22 protein-coding genes are annotated in these 18,269 nt (G+C 41.7%); 13 read left to right on the top strand and 9 right to left on the bottom strand.

Features of this window, described 5'->3' with window-relative positions; translation table 11 throughout:
* Positions 1–8 precede the first annotated feature (8 nt).
* The 3 genes from CDG79_RS11450 to CDG79_RS42265 all read left to right on the top strand — a co-directional run bounded on the left by CDG79_RS11450 (position 9) and on the right by CDG79_RS42265 (position 1,746).
* Positions 9–320 (top strand): hypothetical protein, encoded by a 312-nt coding sequence (locus CDG79_RS11450; protein WP_143855462.1) that lies wholly within the window; start codon positions 9–11, stop codon positions 318–320.
* Between the two features lie 69 nt (positions 321–389).
* Positions 390–1,085, top strand: a complete 696-nt coding sequence (locus tag CDG79_RS11455) for a hypothetical protein (RefSeq protein WP_094342247.1) — start codon at positions 390–392, stop codon at positions 1,083–1,085.
* Positions 1,086–1,146: 61 nt separating this feature from the next.
* Complete coding sequence (locus tag CDG79_RS42265) at positions 1,147–1,746, top strand: DUF4102 domain-containing protein (RefSeq protein WP_189524962.1); 600 nt, start codon at positions 1,147–1,149, stop codon at positions 1,744–1,746.
* Between the two features lie 101 nt (positions 1,747–1,847).
* On the opposite strand, the gene CDG79_RS42270 is transcribed toward CDG79_RS42265, so the two are convergent.
* From CDG79_RS42270 to CDG79_RS11475, 3 genes are all read right to left on the bottom strand, one after another.
* Positions 1,848–2,018, bottom strand: a complete 171-nt coding sequence (locus CDG79_RS42270) for a hypothetical protein (protein ID WP_189524963.1) — start codon at positions 2,016–2,018, stop codon at positions 1,848–1,850.
* Positions 2,019–2,102: 84 nt separating this feature from the next.
* Positions 2,103–2,402 carry a hypothetical protein gene (locus tag CDG79_RS11470; protein WP_094342248.1) on the bottom strand — a complete coding sequence of 100 codons (300 nt, stop codon included), beginning with the start codon at positions 2,400–2,402 and terminating at the stop codon, positions 2,103–2,105.
* A complete protein-coding gene (locus tag CDG79_RS11475; protein ID WP_094342249.1) occupies positions 2,399–2,980 on the bottom strand; it encodes a tyrosine-type recombinase/integrase in 582 nt (193 codons plus the stop codon). The genes CDG79_RS11470 and CDG79_RS11475 overlap by 4 nt, the downstream gene beginning before the upstream one ends.
* A gap of 224 nt (positions 2,981–3,204) precedes the next feature.
* On the opposite strand from CDG79_RS11475, the gene CDG79_RS11480 reads away from it, so the two are divergent.
* From CDG79_RS11480 to CDG79_RS11500, 5 genes are all read left to right on the top strand, one after another.
* On the top strand, positions 3,205–4,371 hold the full coding sequence (locus CDG79_RS11480) for a hypothetical protein (protein WP_094342250.1): 1,167 nt from the start codon (positions 3,205–3,207) through the stop codon (positions 4,369–4,371).
* 317 nt (positions 4,372–4,688) lie between these two features.
* Positions 4,689–5,018: a hypothetical protein gene (locus CDG79_RS11485; protein ID WP_094342251.1), complete on the top strand. Its 330-nt coding sequence runs from the start codon at positions 4,689–4,691 to the stop codon at positions 5,016–5,018.
* A gap of 61 nt (positions 5,019–5,079) precedes the next feature.
* Complete coding sequence (locus CDG79_RS11490) at positions 5,080–5,487, top strand: hypothetical protein (RefSeq protein WP_094342252.1); 408 nt, start codon at positions 5,080–5,082, stop codon at positions 5,485–5,487.
* Between the two features lie 75 nt (positions 5,488–5,562).
* Positions 5,563–6,048, top strand: a complete 486-nt coding sequence (locus CDG79_RS11495; protein ID WP_094342253.1) for a hypothetical protein — start codon at positions 5,563–5,565, stop codon at positions 6,046–6,048.
* 83 nt (positions 6,049–6,131) lie between these two features.
* Entirely contained in the window at positions 6,132–6,848 is a 717-nt protein-coding gene (locus tag CDG79_RS11500) for a glycoside hydrolase family 108 protein (RefSeq protein ID WP_189524964.1), read from the top strand.
* 68 nt (positions 6,849–6,916) lie between these two features.
* Here CDG79_RS11500 and CDG79_RS11505 read toward each other — a convergent pair whose 3' ends face one another.
* Entirely contained in the window at positions 6,917–7,282 is a 366-nt protein-coding gene (locus tag CDG79_RS11505; RefSeq protein ID WP_094342255.1) for a hypothetical protein, read from the bottom strand.
* Between the two features lie 49 nt (positions 7,283–7,331).
* Between CDG79_RS11505 and CDG79_RS11510 the strand changes: the two genes are divergently transcribed.
* Complete coding sequence (locus CDG79_RS11510; RefSeq protein ID WP_223278103.1) at positions 7,332–7,946, top strand: MFS transporter; 615 nt, start codon at positions 7,332–7,334, stop codon at positions 7,944–7,946.
* A 57-nt stretch (positions 7,947–8,003) separates the two neighbouring features.
* The gene (locus CDG79_RS11515; protein ID WP_094342256.1) at positions 8,004–8,753 is read left to right on the top strand and encodes an SDR family NAD(P)-dependent oxidoreductase; all 750 of its coding nucleotides are present in this window, start codon (positions 8,004–8,006) and stop codon (positions 8,751–8,753) included.
* 341 nt (positions 8,754–9,094) lie between these two features.
* Here the strand turns inward: CDG79_RS11515 and CDG79_RS11520 are convergent, their stop codons facing one another.
* The 5 genes from CDG79_RS11520 to CDG79_RS11540 all read right to left on the bottom strand — a co-directional run bounded on the left by CDG79_RS11520 (position 9,095) and on the right by CDG79_RS11540 (position 14,522).
* Positions 9,095–9,967, bottom strand: a complete 873-nt coding sequence (locus CDG79_RS11520) for an SDR family oxidoreductase (RefSeq protein ID WP_094342257.1) — start codon at positions 9,965–9,967, stop codon at positions 9,095–9,097.
* A gap of 78 nt (positions 9,968–10,045) precedes the next feature.
* On the bottom strand, positions 10,046–10,789 hold the full coding sequence (locus CDG79_RS11525; RefSeq protein ID WP_094342258.1) for a tetratricopeptide repeat protein: 744 nt from the start codon (positions 10,787–10,789) through the stop codon (positions 10,046–10,048).
* Positions 10,790–11,450: 661 nt separating this feature from the next.
* Positions 11,451–13,145 (bottom strand): beta-carotene ketolase CrtO, encoded by a 1,695-nt coding sequence (gene crtO, locus CDG79_RS11530; protein ID WP_094342259.1) that lies wholly within the window; start codon positions 13,143–13,145, stop codon positions 11,451–11,453.
* A 105-nt stretch (positions 13,146–13,250) separates the two neighbouring features.
* Complete coding sequence (locus tag CDG79_RS11535) at positions 13,251–14,009, bottom strand: LmeA family phospholipid-binding protein (protein WP_094342260.1); 759 nt, start codon at positions 14,007–14,009, stop codon at positions 13,251–13,253.
* Positions 14,010–14,336: 327 nt separating this feature from the next.
* On the bottom strand, positions 14,337–14,522 hold the full coding sequence (locus CDG79_RS11540) for a DUF4089 domain-containing protein (protein ID WP_094342261.1): 186 nt from the start codon (positions 14,520–14,522) through the stop codon (positions 14,337–14,339).
* A gap of 66 nt (positions 14,523–14,588) precedes the next feature.
* Here CDG79_RS11540 and CDG79_RS11545 point away from each other — a divergent pair, with 66 nt between their 5' ends.
* From CDG79_RS11545 to CDG79_RS11555, 3 genes are all read left to right on the top strand, one after another.
* Positions 14,589–14,924, top strand: a complete 336-nt coding sequence (locus tag CDG79_RS11545) for a glutaredoxin family protein (protein ID WP_094342262.1) — start codon at positions 14,589–14,591, stop codon at positions 14,922–14,924.
* Positions 14,925–14,977: 53 nt separating this feature from the next.
* On the top strand, positions 14,978–16,480 hold the full coding sequence (locus CDG79_RS11550) for a UDP-N-acetylmuramoyl-L-alanyl-D-glutamate--2,6-diaminopimelate ligase (protein ID WP_094342263.1): 1,503 nt from the start codon (positions 14,978–14,980) through the stop codon (positions 16,478–16,480).
* A 257-nt stretch (positions 16,481–16,737) separates the two neighbouring features.
* A complete protein-coding gene (locus tag CDG79_RS11555; RefSeq protein WP_094342264.1) occupies positions 16,738–18,201 on the top strand; it encodes a DICT sensory domain-containing protein in 1,464 nt (487 codons plus the stop codon).
* Positions 18,202–18,269 lie beyond the last annotated feature (68 nt).

Consider the following 18,269-nt stretch of genomic DNA (forward strand, 5'->3'; position numbering starts at 1 on the left):
TTTTGATTTTGCGATCGCAGGGGTTGGGGGGCCAACAGCGCTGGGTAATAAATTGCGATCGCGGTAACTACCAAAAACTTATCTATATGAATGACTTTCCCAAGAAAAAGACCCAGGTGTTCAAAGCAGGACAAATAGAAACCCACGAAATCGGGCTGACCTTTGAAGAAATCGAATGTCCTCTCTGTGACGGTAGCGGCGAAATCAACGACGAGGACGCAGACGGAATTCCTTACACAGAAGAGTGTAGCGATTGCGACGGTGAAGGTGTTATGTATGTCTCCATCGACCAAACGAAACCGCGATCGCAGATGACCTAAAAAAACCAAAAAGCCACCTATAGATTTAGCGATCAAGGTGGCTTTCGGAAAATCAAACTAATAGTAATTATGACACAAAACGCACCAAAAAAATCACTTCCTTGGACTGAAGAACATACAGCATTCTGTTACAAACATCATATCAGCCCTGCGGCAAAATCACTCTGGCAGTGGCTAATGATGCAAGGCTACATCGGTGAAGAAGTAGAGCCAGACTTATCAGAATTTAATGCCACAGTCGCAAAAGCAAGAGGTAGCGGATACTCGCATAATTATCTCAAACAGATTTTTAATCAGCTAGTAGAATGCAGAGTTATCAACGTCATTAAACAGTACAGTTGGAAGATATTTAAGTTACTTGTAAGACCTGTGGAATGGTTGAAGCCACCGAGAAAGAAGCGAGAAAAAAACTTACAAAACCATAATTTAAGTTACGATTCTGACCCCTCAAATGATATATCTGCCGTGACGGGTGATATACAGCAGCAGCATTCTAATTCTGATATCAACTTAGAGCTTCTCGCCGACAACGGTATACATTTTGACTCTGACGAAAAAGAAGTGCTTGAACGACCAACTAATGAGATTAAGTTGGCAATTTTAATGTTTAACCTCCGTGGTAGTTTTGAAAAATCATACAACCCAGAAGGTTTTATTCGTCAGTGCTTAAGACGCAGATGGTGGGAGTTTCCGCGTAATTACAATCTTTTACTTCAAATGTTTGGGAACTCTACAGAATGGGATGAATTATTCCCCTCTGGTTGATTCATTTGCATAAAAAAAGGCCGCGCTTAACGGCCGTCATATTCTTACTTTCAAAAACATTATGAAACATAATTCTGATGTGCCTGGGCAATTAGCACTGTTTGCGATCGCACCGAGTGAAGCGAAAATTGCGATCCACGATCCTTACTGGGATGAATTAGAAGTTGCCCCCCAACAACTAGAGAGTGCTAGGTGGAATCCTGCCCACTTTGGGGAAGTAGCGCATCAAGTAGACTCAGACGGTCAGCTGACAATTTTCTACGATTCGCCAGAGCCGCCAGACCCAGACGACTATAAAAACTTGGATGAATACCAGCAAGCCTGGGGACAGTGGGAACTACGTGTTGGGGGGCAAGTTTCAAAGGCTACTTTCGGAGACACAGCAGAATCACTTGTTGGGGAGCAAGTTGCAACTGATACCCAAAAAACTGCCCCCCAACACGATACCCACTGGGTAGAGCGCTATTGGGTCGAGCGGTCTGGTAACAAGTATTGGTACTACCGTTATTGCTGGATGAATGGCCGCAAGATTTACCGTTGTTATCTTGGCTCGGTGCATTCTAGGAAGGCCTTGCAAAAAAAGGCAGATGTAGAAGTTTGGATCGCAGATGGGTACTCACCGATGGAGATTCAAAAGTTAATCCATGACTCGTACTCCTAACTCCTAACTCCTAACTCCTAACTCCCCAATCCCTAATGCCCAATGCCCAATGCCCAATACCCAATGCCCAATGCCCAATACCCAATAATCAAGCTTCTGGGTCAAACATGATGGTTAACGACGATAACCACACCATCAGAGCCAGCTTCAAAGCCAGCAATTGAAAATACCTGCCCGTCGGCATCTCTAATCGAAATCGGTACATCATTCAGAAAACCATATAACTCTTGAATCAATTCCTGAATTGTCGTCTGCTCGATTGCGATTTCCATAAGTTTCTGATGAAAAAGCGATTGCTTTTAAGCCATCGCTCGTAAATCTACAAGTTTTACTTTATACGCACTCAATATATTTCGTCACGGAATTTTGATCGCTGATTGGTAACTTTCATCAAATTCCTTCCATGCACTACTAGCTATTTCCTCCAGGGCTGCGGCGGTGGCAAAGGCGCTGTCAAATTTCCCTTCATAAAAGTCTGCATAAAATTTCTGAATTTTGCTGAATAACTTGGATTGAGGGACAGGGGAATCAAACTCAATCTCACTCGCAAGACATCTGAGTTCGCAAGCTAACTGAGCCTTTGAGAGTTGGTCTGGAAATACAGCTAGCTGGGCCAACTGAGTTTTAACTTTCTGTGGCAGGGGTTTGCTGATCATAAAGTAGCGATCGCGTTTATAACGTCTTCATCCGAGACTTCGATGTAAGCTCCAAGCACCTTTAAATCGGTATGCCCGGTAATTTTTTTGATGGTCGCAAGACCAATACCTTTCTTTGACAAACTAGTGATGAAGGTACGGCGGGTGCTGTGAGTTGATATTCCCTTGGCATCAAGTCCAGCTTTTTCCACGGCAGCACGTAAAATCATGTCCGCCCACCTCAGACCAATGGGTACATCTTCTTCTCGGCACGGGAACAACCAATCAGAGTCCGATTCTGGGCTATAAGATTTCAACGACTCATATAAAACTGGATGAACCGGCACTTGGCGGGTTTTTCGCTGACCGTTAGGGCTAGCCTTGCGGGTTCTCGCGCGAAAAGTAATATATTTCCGTGGTGTACCATCGCTGTAGTACACATCTTCAATACGTAGCTGTACAATTGCCCCCCAGCGCTCACCAGTGTGCCAAGCAATATCTAAAAGTAATTTATATTTGCGGCTGCGAATCTGCTTGCGGATTTTCGAGTAATCCTCATTAGTGAGAGTAGCAGCCTGACCATTTCGATTATTTTTCATTTCAACTATTTTCTGACTTTCGCTATTCCGGTTTAACCATTTCAATAGGTAAAAGCGGAATATTTTATTTTGAGCTATTAGTTAAAGCTTTACTAATTGTAGTGATAGCAAGGGTTGTATGACTTCCGTGAACTTCCTGTTTTACAAAGAACCGGAACTTTACACTATCTATTTAATTGATTTTAATTTAATTAAGAAATAATTGACAAAGAATTCAGAAATTAATGTCTTGTACGCTGACTATTGATTTCCACAGAACAAACGATGCAGTACCACTTGTTACTTTAGGTTTTGACGTACCAGATGGGAGTTACGTTGCTCCGTATATTCTGCCCAGACCAGATTTAACTCTTGGTGCTTGCCCAGAAAATCCAGGTTACGAACTGCGTTGTCCCGGCGATCAAGGTGAAATCTCTTTTTATGCTGTATCGACTTGTGCAACAATTACAATTCTTCATTCGACAAATTCTTGTATAGCGCCAACATACGATTGCTTGAATGGAGCTTGTATTTTAAGTAGTACTCATGCTACTCCAGGAATTTATTCAACTCTTGCTGCTTGTAATGCAGTTTGTGGTGGTGCAACTTGTCCGGCTGGACAAACTTGTTTTGACCCAAATAATCTTCCTTGCCCAACCTGCCCAGCCTGTCCAGACTGCCCAGCCTGTCCAGATTGTCCAGACTGTCCCGACTCTGTGGGAATTTGCCCTCCATGCGGCCCATGTCCAAAAGCATCAAGCTGTCCAGATGGCCAAACCTGCCAATTACCAACAGGAGAAGACGTGAACTTTGTAAATATTGCCGCTCCTATTTTTCTCGGAACCTGTAATACCTCTGGGAATCCAGTAATAGGAACGCGCGAGGTTAGGGTAATTCAAGGTACAGAAACAAGCGAGTTTTTAAAGTTTCAAGACTTAGCACAAATTCAAGGAGCAGCAGTATGCAAAGTTGATGTTGCTGCAATTCCTGATGGGTGGCTAATTCGTCCTGAATATCACCGCTCTCAAGTAATTTATCAATTCGCCAAAATTGACCAGAGTGGCAATATTGTTGGCGCTCCAATGTACAAAATCACAGTCCCGCACCACATTGCAGATAAACCAACGACACCATTACCTAACTATCAGCGAGGTAACTGGGAAACAATTTTTGTATTAAAAGATAATTCCAGAGTTACGATTCATTCCCGTAATGAGGCGAACGGGACAACAATGTTAAACGCAATTAAATTGCGAATAGATCCAGATTATTTGGTTGGTTCATATTTGAGTAAGTCAAGTCTGGTAGTAACTGACAATGAAATTGCTCAAATAAACGTCAAAAATCGCATGGCTAAATATTTCTCAACTGGTGCAAAGAATGAGTTACCGGATTGGATTGTCAAATGGTAATTTCTTAATCCCTCAAAAATACTGGCAAATCCCTACTAATTTAACCAATGCAATCTCGTTAAAAGAAGCTTGTCAGACTTATTTCTATTCTAGAAATGCGCTAATTAGGCAGATAAAAAAGGGCTATATTCAAGGCTTTAAAGTTGGTAAACGGTGGTATATCATCCCAACTACTTTGAAAAAGCATAATAAACTCCCGTCAACATAGACTCAATTACCCCTTAAGGCGCAACATACAAAAACGATTGCTAGTATTGCGCTTGAGCGATTCCTGAAGCTAGCTTTGAAACATCAATTTCACGAAAAACAATACCTAAATGGCAACACAAATCCCAAGAGTTCCTCATTTGGTAGGCACTAATAAGATAGTCCGCCTTGAAGATATATATGACAATATCGGAGATATTTGTGGGATCTCGAAACTTACTGATGCACCCCCAGAAGGCGCTGAAACTGCATCAATTCGCTCCTTGGTTTCCAATGGAACAATTCGCCGCGCCACCGTCAAGTTAGCGAATGGAAAAATCCGTACTGTTTATATGACTGCGGCTAACTGTCCCAAGGTTGGGGCGTTAGAAACTCTGGAATACCAAACTGGACTGACAATTAAAACCGCTTACTTCAGTGAGCGCGTGACTCTCGGTTAAACAGCAAAAACGCTCATTAATCGGACGATTTCAATAATTTCAATTACTAATTAAAACTAACATGACTCAAATTTTAGCTAGATGCAAAGTCACTGTCGGAGCTGTGGCAGCTACTGGAGATACCCCAGCATCTCCAGAGGAAAATTATTACTTTCTTAGTACTTATGGAGTGTACGCCGGGACAATCGCAACTGCTACAGGTGTAACGGCTGAAGATGCAGATACCGATTTTTCGGATCAGGTCATTGTCCCGGTAAAAGCATTGCTTAGACAAGGTGTTCTTGGCAGAGAAGTAATTACTCTCAAGGATGAAGCTGGGAAGAAATATCGAAAAACACTACTTGTTGGTGTTGACCAGCAAGCTGATTTTGATACTCTAATTGTTGACGATGTTTGGCCAGTTGGTAAAGGCGCTGGTGCTAGGGTCTTTACCGTAATGAACCCGCTTCGTGTAGTTAGCCGTCGATAAAAATCAAGGCGTTACAAATAGCGTTTTTACAAAGCTAAAAACGCTATTTTTATTAAACTTAAATCAATCAAAAAGATGGATTTATCGAATGCATCTAACTGGAGTTTGGTTTATGAACAGACCCTGACTTCGGGACTACGGCTTTTTACAATGCCGACATCCTTAAGCAGTAATATTGTGGCTGTTTATATTCTCACACCCAATCCTAAGCCCACTTGGTTTACTGGTGCATGGGTAAACCAATTGATTCCGACTGGATTGATAGATAGTTCTAACTCTTGGAATATTAATTCTGAGAGAATCTTGCTAGGGAAGAATGTTTTAATCTTTCCCCAATCCTTGTCTACTTACAATTTACAATTTAGCTTCCCTGCTTACTTCCCTAGTGTGTTTTTAAGCGTTTGGGAGTATACCGGAACCGACAGCCAATCATCTACAGGTGAACTTGCAACCGTGGTGTCTGAGGTGGCAACTATAGTTAATAATGTGGCGACAATCGCTGAACAAGTTGCCAACTTGATAACTATAGTAAACGCAATTAGAGCATTACTTGGCGGATAAACTCAAGAATTTTAAATATGAAAAATATGAAAATTTATTTCCCACGCCTTAATACTAAAAGGCGGAGATTATTCTTAACATTGATGACCTGTATATTGATTCCAGATATTATATCTGCATTGTGCTTTCTGGCTTTTAACTGCGCTTCACCTGATTCCAAGTTGATGAAAAGTATTCAACAGGCGGTTGAAGTCGAATCTCAGCAGATGAAAGATATGTCTACTGAGATTAATAAGTTGAAAAAGAATTACCAGGATTTGAATAAAGAGTTATCCCAAGAACAAAACTTCAAGGAAGGATTGAAATTTGTTTTAGCTTCCGAAGGCGGGGTGTCTGATGATGCAGCCGATAGTGGTGGGCTGACAAATCTGGGAATTACTCACAGCGAATATGCCCAATATCGCGCAAGTCACGGATTACCATCTCGTTCAGTTAGAGAAATTTCTTTGTTGGAAGCACGAGACATTTATAAACACATTTATTGGACTAATTCAGGTTGTGGAGTCACACCCCGGCGAATTGCAATCAGCTGCTTTGACTGGCAGGTGAATAGTAACCGTGGGTTCTCTACACTCCAACAAGTTTTAGGGGTTGATGTTGATGGCATTCCCGGACACCAAACCTACAATGAACTCAATTCCTGGCTTTCAAAACCAAAAAATGAAACCGTGATCCTTCACAATTATTTTGGAATTAGAGAGGCTGATTATCGACGCTGGGGAGTGGGCAGTCAATCAGTATTTCTTACTGGGTGGTTAAATCGCAGCAGAGCGCTTAAAACTTATCTTCAAGTTCCATAACAAAAAGCGAATGCTACTACCTATTAGCATTCGCTTTTTTTAAGTGAATTTATGAGTTTTTGGTTTATTTAGTAATCGCCGGGGTTGACGGTTGTGGGGAGGGGTAAATCAAGGTCGATTGTGTAGGAATCGCGCTTGAAATATAAGATGTTTCCATCAACGTCAGGACGGGTAATCAAGTTCGGCGATGAACTAGATACAGCTACTTGCTGACTAATGTTTGGATCGTAATCTTCGTTACCGTCTCTATGATCCGTGTCAAGTCCTAGTGCTTGGGCTTGAAGAACTACGGCGGTAAGTACAGATTCGCCGTCGTTTTCGTCGGCGGCGCTGAATCCAGTGTTTTGAGCAAGATCGCTTTTTGCAATGGTGATGCTATCAGCATCCTGTACGGCGTTATCGCCGAAGATTTGTTGAAGGGTTAAAGATGACATCCTGGCTGTACCATAGAAGACGAATCAATTTTATACCCGCGATTTCTAATTGCCTAGTCTAACTCTCTGGGGATTCTTTCTAGAGGGCGTTAAGCATTATCCGACGGTAAAAGTGGGGCTGCTACTAGCTGTGTCACCTGTACTTAGCGGGTTAATTGCCCCACTAGCTGGAACACTTTCAGACCGCTTTGGCGCTCGACTAATCAGCCCAATTGGGCTGGGGTTAATGATAGGTGGCTGTATAGGGATTAGCACCTTTGATGCTCAAATTACTGAGCTTGGCTATGTGTCGCGCTATTTTATTTATGGCATTGGACTAGGTTTATTCCAATCGCCCAACAACAGCACTGTCATGGGAGCAGTACCAAGGGAGCGGCTAGGGATTGCTTCTGGACTACTGTCTTTGTCACGGACATCAGGGAACACAGTAGGAGTTTCTTTAATCGGGGCAGTATTTGGAGCATTAATCGCTAGCATGTCTGCGGGTGCAGATGTCTCTGTTGCCCCTCCTGATGCGATCGTTGCAGGGTTCCAGGGAACTTTTCGTTTCGCAGCCCTAATCCTCTGTGGGGCAGCAGTTGCATCCGTTTTGAGGATCGGTGGGAGGAAGGGGGCAGGAGGCAGGGAGCAGGGGTACAAGTGGACAAGGGGACAAGGAGAATAACTATACTCAATTCCCAATGCCCAATTACCAATTAACAATTATTAAGGAGTTAAATAAATGACAGAGAAATTAGCAGGAAAAGTAGTAATTATCACTGGGGCATCATCGGGAATTGGAGAAGCAACTGCGATCGCTTTGGCTTCAGTTGGAGCAACAGTAGTATTGGCTGCTAGGCGTGGCGATCGCCTCCAGGCTTTGACAGAACGCATTGAAGCTAGTGGTGGCAAGGCGTTGCCCATTGTCACCGATGTGACTGATGAAAACCAGGTAAATAACTTGGTGGCCAAAGCAAATGCAGAATTGGGAAGGGTTGATATCCTTGTGAATAATGCAGGGATTGCCTTACTTGGAACCATTGAAGCTGGAAATAGCTCAGACTGGCGGCGATCGTTTGACCTCAATGTACTAGGACTGTTATATGCTACTCATGCTGTTTTGCCTTTGTTGAAGGCGCAAAAATCGGGGCATATAGTCAATATTTCCTCGGTGGCTGGCCGGACAGCGCGGGCGGGGGTTGGTGTTTATAATGCTACCAAATGGGGTGTCAATGCCCTCTCCGAAGCATTGCGCCAAGAAGTTCACAAAGATAATATACGCGTCACCATTATCGAACCAGGTTTGGTGGATACGGAAATTGACAACCAAATTACCGATCCCATTGCCAAACAACGCATTGAAGAACGGCGCAAGGCAATTACACCTCTGCATAGCGAAGACATTGCTGCTGCGATCGTTTATGCCGTCACGCAGCCATCGCGCGTTAATGTCAACGAAATCCTCATCCGGCCAACTGGACAAGAACATTAGACTTCTTGCAGAAGTGGGGAAAAGTTTAAAAGGCAAAGGGATAGAATTTACCCTTTATTCTTTTCCCTAATATAGGATTACTATTTGATTTTTGAACGAAATTAAGTATTGTAGAGTGTGCTAGAACGGAGTTCGTAACGCACTATTATCAAGGGTTTGATGCCGTACTCTCCGTGCTAACACATCCTACGGATATTTTCAGAAATCAAATCGGAAGGCTATATCTGGTAAAAGTACCCTAATATTTATTAGTAGTAAAGCTGTCATGCTTGTAAAATAGAGCATTTAGGTCAAGTCGCTTCTCTACGAGACGCTGCGCGAACGCTGCAATTAAAAAAAGCTCATTCGATGATTAATTCCTGCAATTCTTTTCGTAAAGACAAAGGCTCATAACCCAATGCAAAAGCTTTAGAACTATCTAAAGAAACATCTGCTGGTCTAGCTGCTGCCATTTTTACATCTTGTTGTCGGCAGGATTTGAGTTTGGTAGCAGGGAGTTGAAATACTTCAACTAATATCTTTCCAAAATCATAACGCGAAATCCGCTCTTTGCCACCTAAGTGAATGATGCCGTTAACTTTTTCTAATGCTAATAGAAGTCCTTTAGCGGCAGTTTTTCCACTTACTGGGGTACGAAATTCATCTACAAATAAATTGAGTTCTTTTTCTGCTTGTAAAGTTTGAATGAATGGCTGAATAAAGCTTTTGGCTGTAGGTGTGGCTGCACCAAACATCAAGGGCATTCGACAGACTGCTGTCATGGGATATCTTTCTAGCATACCTGCTTCTGCGATCGCTTTTTGCTCGCCGTAAAGGTTGACAGGACTCACAGAATCTGTTTCTCGATAGGGAGCATTTAAGCCATCAAAAACCAAGTCGGTTGAGGTAAAAGCACAAGGAATAGAGTTATCCGCGCAAAGTCCGGCAATATTGCAGGATGCTGTGACGTTAATTGTGTGAGATTCTTCAGGGTGGGTTTGACAAAAATTTGGTTGCGAATGTGCGGCTGTATGAATCACTGCTGTTGGCTTGACATCACTAAATATGCGCTGCAATTCCCGAAAATCTGTTAAGTTCACTTTTAGCATTTTGATATCAGGAATCTCTAAAGGATGGGATAAATAAGTGCCATAAATCTCCCATTCTTGTTTTGCAAGTTGGCAAAGATGCCATCCTAAAAAACCACTGGCTCCGGTGATTAACAATTTTTTCATGTCTAATCGTAAACCGCTCAAGAAAAAATCCTTGCTACAGTAAGCTCATATTTTACACTGAGTGGTGGTGACAAAATACTATTGCAGTAATTCCTGAAACTGCTTTTCACTACGCACTTTGCTAAAGTCTGGATCGGTTTTGGCTAATTTCTTGTATTTATCAGGAACCAGCTTGATGGCTTTGTCTAGATTCTCAATTGCTAATTCCAGATTGCTTTGTAAAGCATAAGAGCAAGCTTTGTTGTAATATGCTTGGTGTAAATCTGGCTTGATGGCGATCGCTCTATTATAAGATGCAATAGCGTCTTGGTAGCGGTGCAGCTTTGTCAGAGCAATGCCTCGGTTAATTAAAGCTTCATATTTGTCGGGTTTGATAGCGATCGCTTTGTCATAAGATGCAACAGCATCTTTGTAGCGTTGCAAAGATGTCAAAACTATACCACGATTATACCAAGCTTCATATTTGTCTGGTTTGATAGCGATCGCTTTGTCGTAAGATACGAGAGCGTCTTTGTAACGTTGCAACGATGTCAAGCCTATGCCACGGTTAATCCAAGCTTCAGGACTCTCAGTTTTGATGGCGATCGCTTTATCGTAAGCTTTTATTGCATCTTCATAACGTTGTCCATCTAATAAATTATTACCTTGATGAAAAAAATCTTCTGCTTTTTGGGTAGTCTTCGCTTCTATGAAAAGCTGGGTTACATTACTTTCTTGGACAACTTGTGTAGTCTTTTCTATTGATGAGTTTGCCCCACCACTACAACCAAAAGCGAAGAAAGCTATCAAGCCAGATGCAACTAAGCAGCGCTGAAAAACCATGCTGTACCTACAAAACTTATGAGACGATGTTAAAATTCGTTCGTTTTTTGAGTATTATCAAAATACACTAGTTTATACCCATTAATTCACTTATATTTTCAGAAGGAGCTTGGTTGATAATGCATATATGCTTATTTAAATCAAGCGGATAATACATTATCATATTAAATATACATAAAGCAATTACTTAGAACTTATTTCACTAAAAAAACATTATTTTTGTTGCTGTATATGTTGCAATCGCAAGCATTTTGGAATATTTATTTTAGTTAACAAAGTTGCGATCGCACTAGTTTTTCACCAAACAATGATGTTATTTGCTTTATTTTATCAAGCAACTATCTAAGTTAATCATCATTCAAATTACGTCTTTGCATCTTTCTAGCAATTTTAACTATGCAACTTAAGAATGCATCACGCATTATACTAACAAATTCTGGGGGGTTAAATCTCCCGCTTCTAACAATGTCTTGTTTTGTGGCGATGGTGATTTGTATATTTATTTAATCATTGATAATAGCAGATGAAATAAAGCAATTTAATATCTATAAAGAGGACATTTTAGATAATGCCTCCATGTCTTTTTCATCCAAAATTATGTTTTCATTTAAAAGACATGAAGGCAAAAAATAGATAACAATATGCTCTAGCTTTGTAACACCTAACTAATGCCAAACACTGACTCGACAGTTGACTTAATCGAATCTCTTGCATCCTTTAAAGTTTGGCTAATGGGATGCTTTGCTTGCAAAAATACACGCGCACAATTGCGTCCCGGCATTCCCGAAATCGAACCACCTGGATGAGTCCCTGCACCAGTCAAGAATAGATTCTCAATAGGCGTTTTGTAGTTCGCTATTTCTGGTAAGGGACGGAAAAATATCATCTGATCTAAAGTCATATCAATATGATAATAATTTCCTTTGTACGCACCTAATCTTTCTCCTAGTTCTGCTGGGCTTTCTACACGACGGGCGATAGTTGCATTCTTGACATTCGGTGCATAGTCTGCCAACTTATCAATCACCCTATCTGCAACTTTGTTTTTCAATTCATCTGTCCAGCCAGTACCTTTTAAACCAGTGCCTTCTGCACCAGCAATTTGATAAGGGGCAAAAAATTCAATCCATAGGGTGTGCTTACCTGCTGGTGCTAAAGTGGGATCTAAATAACTAGGCATCACCACATACATTGATGGGTCAGCATCAGGAATTTCTCCCAAGGTGCATTTACTATGAGCCTGTTCTACATGAGCCACAGAATCAGCAATTAAGATAGAACCAACGAGATATTCGTCTTTGTGGGCGTGGTGTGGAAAGTGCAGTGGTTCGTCTAAAGCTAAGTCTATCTTGAGGATGGTTTCGTTATTGTTAACAATGCGGCGTTCTAACCTTTCCCATAAATCTGGATCGGCTCCATCAACATCGCTTTTATCAGTCATTTGTAAGAACAACCGCTTGGCATCAATATTAGAAATAACCCCGTATTTGGCGCGATATTCTGTACCACCAGCAACCCGCACACCGACAGCTTTTCCATCATCAATTAAAACTTTTTCAACATGCTGATCTGTGAGAATAACGCCACCTTTACTTGTGACTAAATTCACCAAAGCTTGGACAAGTGCGCCAGTACCGCCGCGAGGTCTAGCCATTCCAGGATTATGACGCATTGCCATCATAATTGCACCAATGGCAAGGGTTTTTTGCGATGGTGGCGCACCAAGTTCTGATGCTAATCTGGCTAGTGGCGCTTTCAGAAATTCCTCATCAAACCACTCATTAAGTAAATCTTCAGCGCTGGTTAACATGGTGCGAATAAAGTCCAGCGTTTTATTGGGAGAACCAATAACCGAAAATAAATCTTTCAGTTTGGTGATGTCGTAGTTACCAACAATATCTATAATTGACTTTGGTGGTGCATTAAACATGGGAATCATTGCACCTAGCGATCGCTGCCAAAAGTCTACAAATTCAGCGTATTTTTTGGCATCACGTTCGCTGTAACGGGCAATTTCTGCACAAGTCTTTTCCACGGACTTATGTCCTAAGAAATACTTACCATCAGGATGAGGACAGAAAACAACCGGGTCGCACTCCAAATAATGCAAGCCGTATTTTTCTAGTTCTAATTCTTCAACAACTGGCCCCAAGTGAATAAATTCATGGTCAATAGCACATAAGTTAAATTTAAACCCCGGAGCTTCTTGGGGTAAACATTCTTCAGTTGTTGCTGCACCACCGATAACAGAACGCTTTTCTAGTAACAGGACGCTATAACCAGCTTTCAGCAAATAAGCTGCACAAACTAGCCCATTGTGCCCAGCACCGATCAGCACAACATCATACTCTTGCATAGTTGTCATTTTGAAATTAAGTAGTTTTTAAAAGCTTATAAAACTTTTAATAAATTTACATCATTCCCTAGTTACAAAAATTATTCTTAACGAGTGTCAATATTACTAAAGAGATAGTTCAGTTATTGATGATGGTATTTGCTTCACTTGAGTTTCTACCAGAAGTATTAAACTACCCTTTTCTAATTTTATATCTTTAATACTGAACGCCATTTCTTCCCATTTTAAGTATGGCAGATTCATCAATTCTTTTACTTTCTGCATTAATGCTGTAACTAATTCTATTGAAACACCCTCTCCCTCAGTGCAGTTAAAACTTTCCAGCATCGCGGGTTTTGCATGAGTGCGTGGACGAAGCACCGCAGTGTAAGCTAAAGGGCGAGTATTTCCCTTTTCCTTTAACAACACTCTTCCCCTACATTCTATTTTACCGTCACTAGGTAAAAATACTTTAATTTCTTGTGGTTCAAAACTCACAATTTCACCATCTACATCCAACTCCAAGTTTTGCATCTGGGTGCGAATCAAGTCTGATGCCAAGGCGCGATTAATATCTACTTCTGTAAGTATAATGCGGGCTGTAGCATTTACTGGCTCATTGAGTTCTATTTGACCAAAAAGAGCGCTTAAGGGATTAATATTAATACTATCTGTTTGCAGTTTTATTTCCTGTACGCGAATGTCTTCTTTGATCGCTAATCCTTTACCTACAACCGAAACCCCATCTGCCTGTCCCTGAACTATTTTCAACAGATCGGTTTGTACATCTATTTCTATTTTTTCTGCTCCATCTAGCTTTTCGGATATTCTCCTTTCAGCTTCTTGGGATATAAATTCTTCTTCTAAACGATGCTCATCAGGCATGAATTACTAATCTCATAAATGTCCTCATACTGTTTACTGTAGAGGCTAGATACTAGGGAGCGAATCTATATTTTGGTATATGTAATTTGGAGAATTAAGGTAATTTTTCATTTATGAGTAAAACTGCTTTAATTAGTCAAAAAACTTGTTAATTAATTATAAATAAACTTGAAAATGTATCTAAATATATAGATGGAGGTAAAGATTTGCTGAAAACAAGCATGACTCCCAGAAAAAGGTATCTTCAGTATTTTCGAGAAAACCATGAAAAAAGAAGCTTTTTAGTCTCAGTATATTTGCAAAAATCAAAGCTGATTCCTATAGCTATTATGGTTCAAATATAGGTGCAGCTTCGATTTCTTCTGTTAGAGGAAACTCATTAACAAGATTAGCGATCGCCATAATTCTCTCAAAATTTGCCACCACCCCATCACGATACTCATCTCTTAGCTGCAAATCCAACAAAAATGCCATTTGCTCAACATACTCACCCACATCAAACCCTTTTCTCATCTCTCCTCCTCTGCGGTTCGTTAGTTATTCTAAACTTATAACCTCTTGCCACACCTTAAATAAACAATGCGATTAATTTTATACAGTAAACCAGGCTGTCATTTATGCGAAGGCTTGCAAGAAAAGCTAGAAAAAATCCAAAATCTTAGTTTCGAGTTGGAAATTAGGGATATTACGACTCGTGAAGATTGGTTTGCTGCCTATGAGTATGAGGTGCCGGTACTTTATTTATCGAACCACAGAGACGCAGAGGAGGACACTTGCGTGCGGGGGTTCCCCCCCGTTGAGCAAAGTGTCCGTGGCGCAGAGAAAGAAATTATAGAAGCACCATTGCCGCGTCCTTCTCCTCGTGCTAGCGTGCAGCAGTTGGAGCAAATGTTGCGTAAGTATTTAGCCAATTAGAAAAAAATAATGCAGAATAAGCGCAAGATCAAGAATGTGACGAGGTTCACAACATGAAATTGCGGGAATTACTAACGGCGGTAGACAGTGTTGAGCAATTGCCTAGCCATCCGACTTTAGAGGATGTGGAAGTTAGGGGTTTGAAGACGAATTCTCATGCTTGTGGTGTGGGAGATTTGTTTATTGGGATGCCAGGAACGCGAGTTGATGGTGGGGAATTTTGGCAAAGTGCGATCGCATTGGGGGCTGTAGCTGCGATCGTCTCTCCTGAAGCTGCACAAAAAAATCCTCCCACAAATCAGGCTGTAGTCATCAGTGCAAGTAACATCACTCAAGCTTGTGCCCAGATAGCTAGTGCTTTTTACGGTTATCCGGGGCGAAAACTCAAGCTGGTAGGCGTGACTGGTACAAATGGCAAAACTACAACTACCCATCTAATTGAATTTTTGCTGATCGAAGCTAATCTAGCTACAGCTTTGATGGGAACTCTCTACACCCGTTGGGCAGGTTTTGAGCAAACTGCTGCCCACACTACGCCCTTCGCCGTGGAACTGCAACAGCAGCTAGCAGAGGCTGTAAATGCTGGTAGTGAGTTCGGGGTGATGGAAGTAAGTTCCCACGCTTTGGCCCAAGGGAGAGTGTTGGGTTGTGAATTTGAGGTGGCAGTATTTAGCAATCTGACTCAAGACCATCTCGACTATCACAGCGACATGGAAGATTACTTTGCCGCCAAAGCGTTATTGTTTAGCCCTGATTATCTCAAGGGACGAGCAATAATTAATGCTGATGATTCTTATGGCAAACGGTTAATTGCCTCGTTAGATTCCTCACAGGTTTGGAGCTACAGTGTCAACGACAACAGCGCTGATTTATGGATGAGCGATTTAAGTTATGAGCCGAATGGTGTCAGTGGTACATTACATACACCAAAAGGTGACGTAGCTTTTCGATCGCCTCTAGTCGGACAATATAATTTAGAAAATCTTTTAGCAGCCGTAGGAGCAGTTTTACACTTAGGGCTAGATTTGCAGTTAGTGGCATCTGCGATCCCTGATTTTCCTGGAGTTCCAGGACGGATGGAACGGGTACAGATTAAACCTGAGCAGGATATTAGCGTGATTGTAGATTATGCCCACACACCCGATAGCTTGGAAAATCTGTTGAAAGCTGCACGTCCATTTATACCAGGGAAGGTGATTTGCGTATTTGGTTGCGGAGGCGATCGCGATCGCACTAAGCGCCCAAAAATGGGTAAAATTGCTGCTGAGTTAGCTGATGTGGCAGTAGTGACATCAGATAATCCCCGGACTGAAGATCCAGAACGAATTTTAGAAGACGTTTTGGCAGGAATTCCCCCCACAATAAAACCAATGGTAATTTGCGATCGGGCTACTGCAATTCGTACTGCTATTTTACAAGCACAACCAGGTGATGGAGTCTTGCTTGCTGGCAAGGGTCACGAAGACTACCAAATTCTTGGTACTGAAAAAATCCATTTTGATGACCGAGAACACGCACGCGAGGCTTTACACCAAAGACTTAACATCCAAAGTTAATTTGGGAATTGGGAATTGGGCATTGGGAATTGGGCATTGGGCATTGGGCATTGGGCATTGGGCATTGGGCATTGGGGAAGAAACTTGTTAAAGAATTCCTCCTTGTCTCCCTTGTCTCCCTTGTCTCCCTCATCCTCCCCATTCCCATTTTTCATAGTTAATGTTTCTTTCCGTGGGGATTTTGGAAAAAATGCACACATAAAGGTGAAAATCGAAGACAGAATTATTTATTGCTTCATCCTTTTTATGCTTGACTCATGAATGTTTCTTTGGCTAAGGATCTGTCTGTTTATCAACTGGTTATGGGAGTGCAAGTGCCTCCAAAACCATTGTCCCTCAGTCCTGCTACTCTGCTATCACTGGTGAGAGCGCAAATTGACTTACTAATTGAGCAGCAAATTGCAGCCACTTTATGGGTGAAGCTACCACCAGAAAAAATTTGGCAATCAGAATTAGCACGTTATCAATCCTCAGTGGGTGCGTCTAGTCTCATCTATACTTGCCAGATTGAGGAGAGCGGAAAAGGGAGAGTAGGGGAAGATGAGGGAGGAGGGGAAGAAAATACTCCCTCATCTCCCTCGTCTTCTTCATCTCCTCATCATGTCACCGTTCACCTGCCACCAGATAGCCAACTGCGACGGGAAAACTTTCTTATGGTTTTATCGCCCCAGTTTTGCAGTTTAATTTTGGCTCATCGACCACTTAAAAAACGCAAAAATCAGATATCGACAAAGGTAAATACTAATAAAAATCAGCCATTACTGATTATCACAACTGTTGAGGGGAGAGTAATTCAGCAAGTATTAGATGGTATCCAAAAAGCAATTGCACCAGAATCATCCCCAATTGTACCTGCTGATTTTATTTGTCCAACTGTGCCCCAAGCCGCACTAATGACTCAACTATTTGCCAAACAACTCCTAAGACAGGATGAAATTAATCGTCAAATCATCACAGCCCGCACTACCAAGTTGCAGCAGCTAAATCAAGAACTGCACGATAAGGAGCAACTCCAAGATGAATATCTGAAGAATCTATGTCAAGAACTGCGTACACCTCTGACGCACATGAAGACAGCACTTTCGTTATTGAATTCTCCTAATCTCAAGCCCCCGCAGCGACAACGTTATTTACAGATGTTAAATACCCAGTGCGATCAGCAAAATTCCCTAATTACTGGTTTATTGGAACTGTTGCAACTAGAACGTAATTTAGAGGGGATGGCTTTAGAGTCAGTGCGACTCTCAGATATTGTACCGGGAGTAGTCAGTACCTACCAACCTCTAGCCCAAGAAAAAGGGATTATGCTAGCCTACACCGTACCCACTGAACTCCCATCTATTTGGTGTGTGAGTGGTGGGCTGAGGCAGATTGTAATTAATCTGCTGCACAACAGCATTAAGTTTACTCCTAATGGCGGTGAAGTATGGGTGCGTGCCCGTCTTCAAGGCGATTATGTCCAATTAGAATTCCGCGATACGGGTACCGGTATTGCCGAAAGTGAGATTCCTAAAATCTTTGACCGATTTTATCGGGTGCGTGCAGCAGCAACTGAAGATTATGGTGGCGCTGGTTTGGGGTTAACAATAGTACAGCAATTGCTGCTGCGCTGTGGCGGATCTATTTCTGTGAAAAGTAAATTATATGAAGGTTCCACATTTACAGTACAACTGGCGACTGTTAACAATACCCCAAGAGCGATCGCAATACAAAAGGAGTGATGAGTTTTGATTATCCCCTAAGTAACTTTGTGGTGCTATACAACCTTGCCTTTTTTAAAGTTAACCAA

Origin of the sequence: Nostoc sp. 'Peltigera membranacea cyanobiont' 232 (genome assembly GCF_002245985.1) — a bacterium.
Classification (GTDB): Bacteria; Cyanobacteriota; Cyanobacteriia; order Cyanobacteriales; family Nostocaceae; genus Nostoc.

Bases quoted from the DNA above. Each gene is read 5' to 3' on its own strand.
- CDG79_RS11455 (WP_094342247.1), top strand. From the start codon at position 390: ATGACACAAAACGCACCAAAAAAATCACTTCCTTGGACTGAAGAACAT.
- CDG79_RS42265 (WP_189524962.1), top strand. From the start codon at position 1,147: ATGAAACATAATTCTGATGTGCCTGGGCAATTAGCACTGTTTGCGATC.
- CDG79_RS42270 (WP_189524963.1), bottom strand. From the start codon at position 2,018: ATGGAAATCGCAATCGAGCAGACGACAATTCAGGAATTGATTCAAGAG.
- CDG79_RS11470 (WP_094342248.1), bottom strand. From the start codon at position 2,402: ATGATCAGCAAACCCCTGCCACAGAAAGTTAAAACTCAGTTGGCCCAG.
- CDG79_RS11475 (WP_094342249.1), bottom strand. From the start codon at position 2,980: ATGAAAAATAATCGAAATGGTCAGGCTGCTACTCTCACTAATGAGGAT.
- CDG79_RS11480 (WP_094342250.1), top strand. From the start codon at position 3,205: ATGTCTTGTACGCTGACTATTGATTTCCACAGAACAAACGATGCAGTA.
- CDG79_RS11485 (WP_094342251.1), top strand. From the start codon at position 4,689: ATGGCAACACAAATCCCAAGAGTTCCTCATTTGGTAGGCACTAATAAG.
- CDG79_RS11490 (WP_094342252.1), top strand. From the start codon at position 5,080: ATGACTCAAATTTTAGCTAGATGCAAAGTCACTGTCGGAGCTGTGGCA.
- CDG79_RS11495 (WP_094342253.1), top strand. From the start codon at position 5,563: ATGGATTTATCGAATGCATCTAACTGGAGTTTGGTTTATGAACAGACC.
- CDG79_RS11500 (WP_189524964.1), top strand. From the start codon at position 6,132: ATGACCTGTATATTGATTCCAGATATTATATCTGCATTGTGCTTTCTG.
- CDG79_RS11505 (WP_094342255.1), bottom strand. From the start codon at position 7,282: ATGTCATCTTTAACCCTTCAACAAATCTTCGGCGATAACGCCGTACAG.
- CDG79_RS11515 (WP_094342256.1), top strand. From the start codon at position 8,004: ATGACAGAGAAATTAGCAGGAAAAGTAGTAATTATCACTGGGGCATCA.
- CDG79_RS11520 (WP_094342257.1), bottom strand. From the start codon at position 9,967: ATGAAAAAATTGTTAATCACCGGAGCCAGTGGTTTTTTAGGATGGCAT.
- CDG79_RS11525 (WP_094342258.1), bottom strand. From the start codon at position 10,789: ATGGTTTTTCAGCGCTGCTTAGTTGCATCTGGCTTGATAGCTTTCTTC.
- crtO (WP_094342259.1), bottom strand. From the start codon at position 13,145: ATGCAAGAGTATGATGTTGTGCTGATCGGTGCTGGGCACAATGGGCTA.
- CDG79_RS11535 (WP_094342260.1), bottom strand. From the start codon at position 14,009: ATGCCTGATGAGCATCGTTTAGAAGAAGAATTTATATCCCAAGAAGCT.
- CDG79_RS11540 (WP_094342261.1), bottom strand. From the start codon at position 14,522: ATGAGAAAAGGGTTTGATGTGGGTGAGTATGTTGAGCAAATGGCATTT.
- CDG79_RS11545 (WP_094342262.1), top strand. From the start codon at position 14,589: ATGCGATTAATTTTATACAGTAAACCAGGCTGTCATTTATGCGAAGGC.
- CDG79_RS11550 (WP_094342263.1), top strand. From the start codon at position 14,978: ATGAAATTGCGGGAATTACTAACGGCGGTAGACAGTGTTGAGCAATTG.
- CDG79_RS11555 (WP_094342264.1), top strand. From the start codon at position 16,738: ATGAATGTTTCTTTGGCTAAGGATCTGTCTGTTTATCAACTGGTTATG.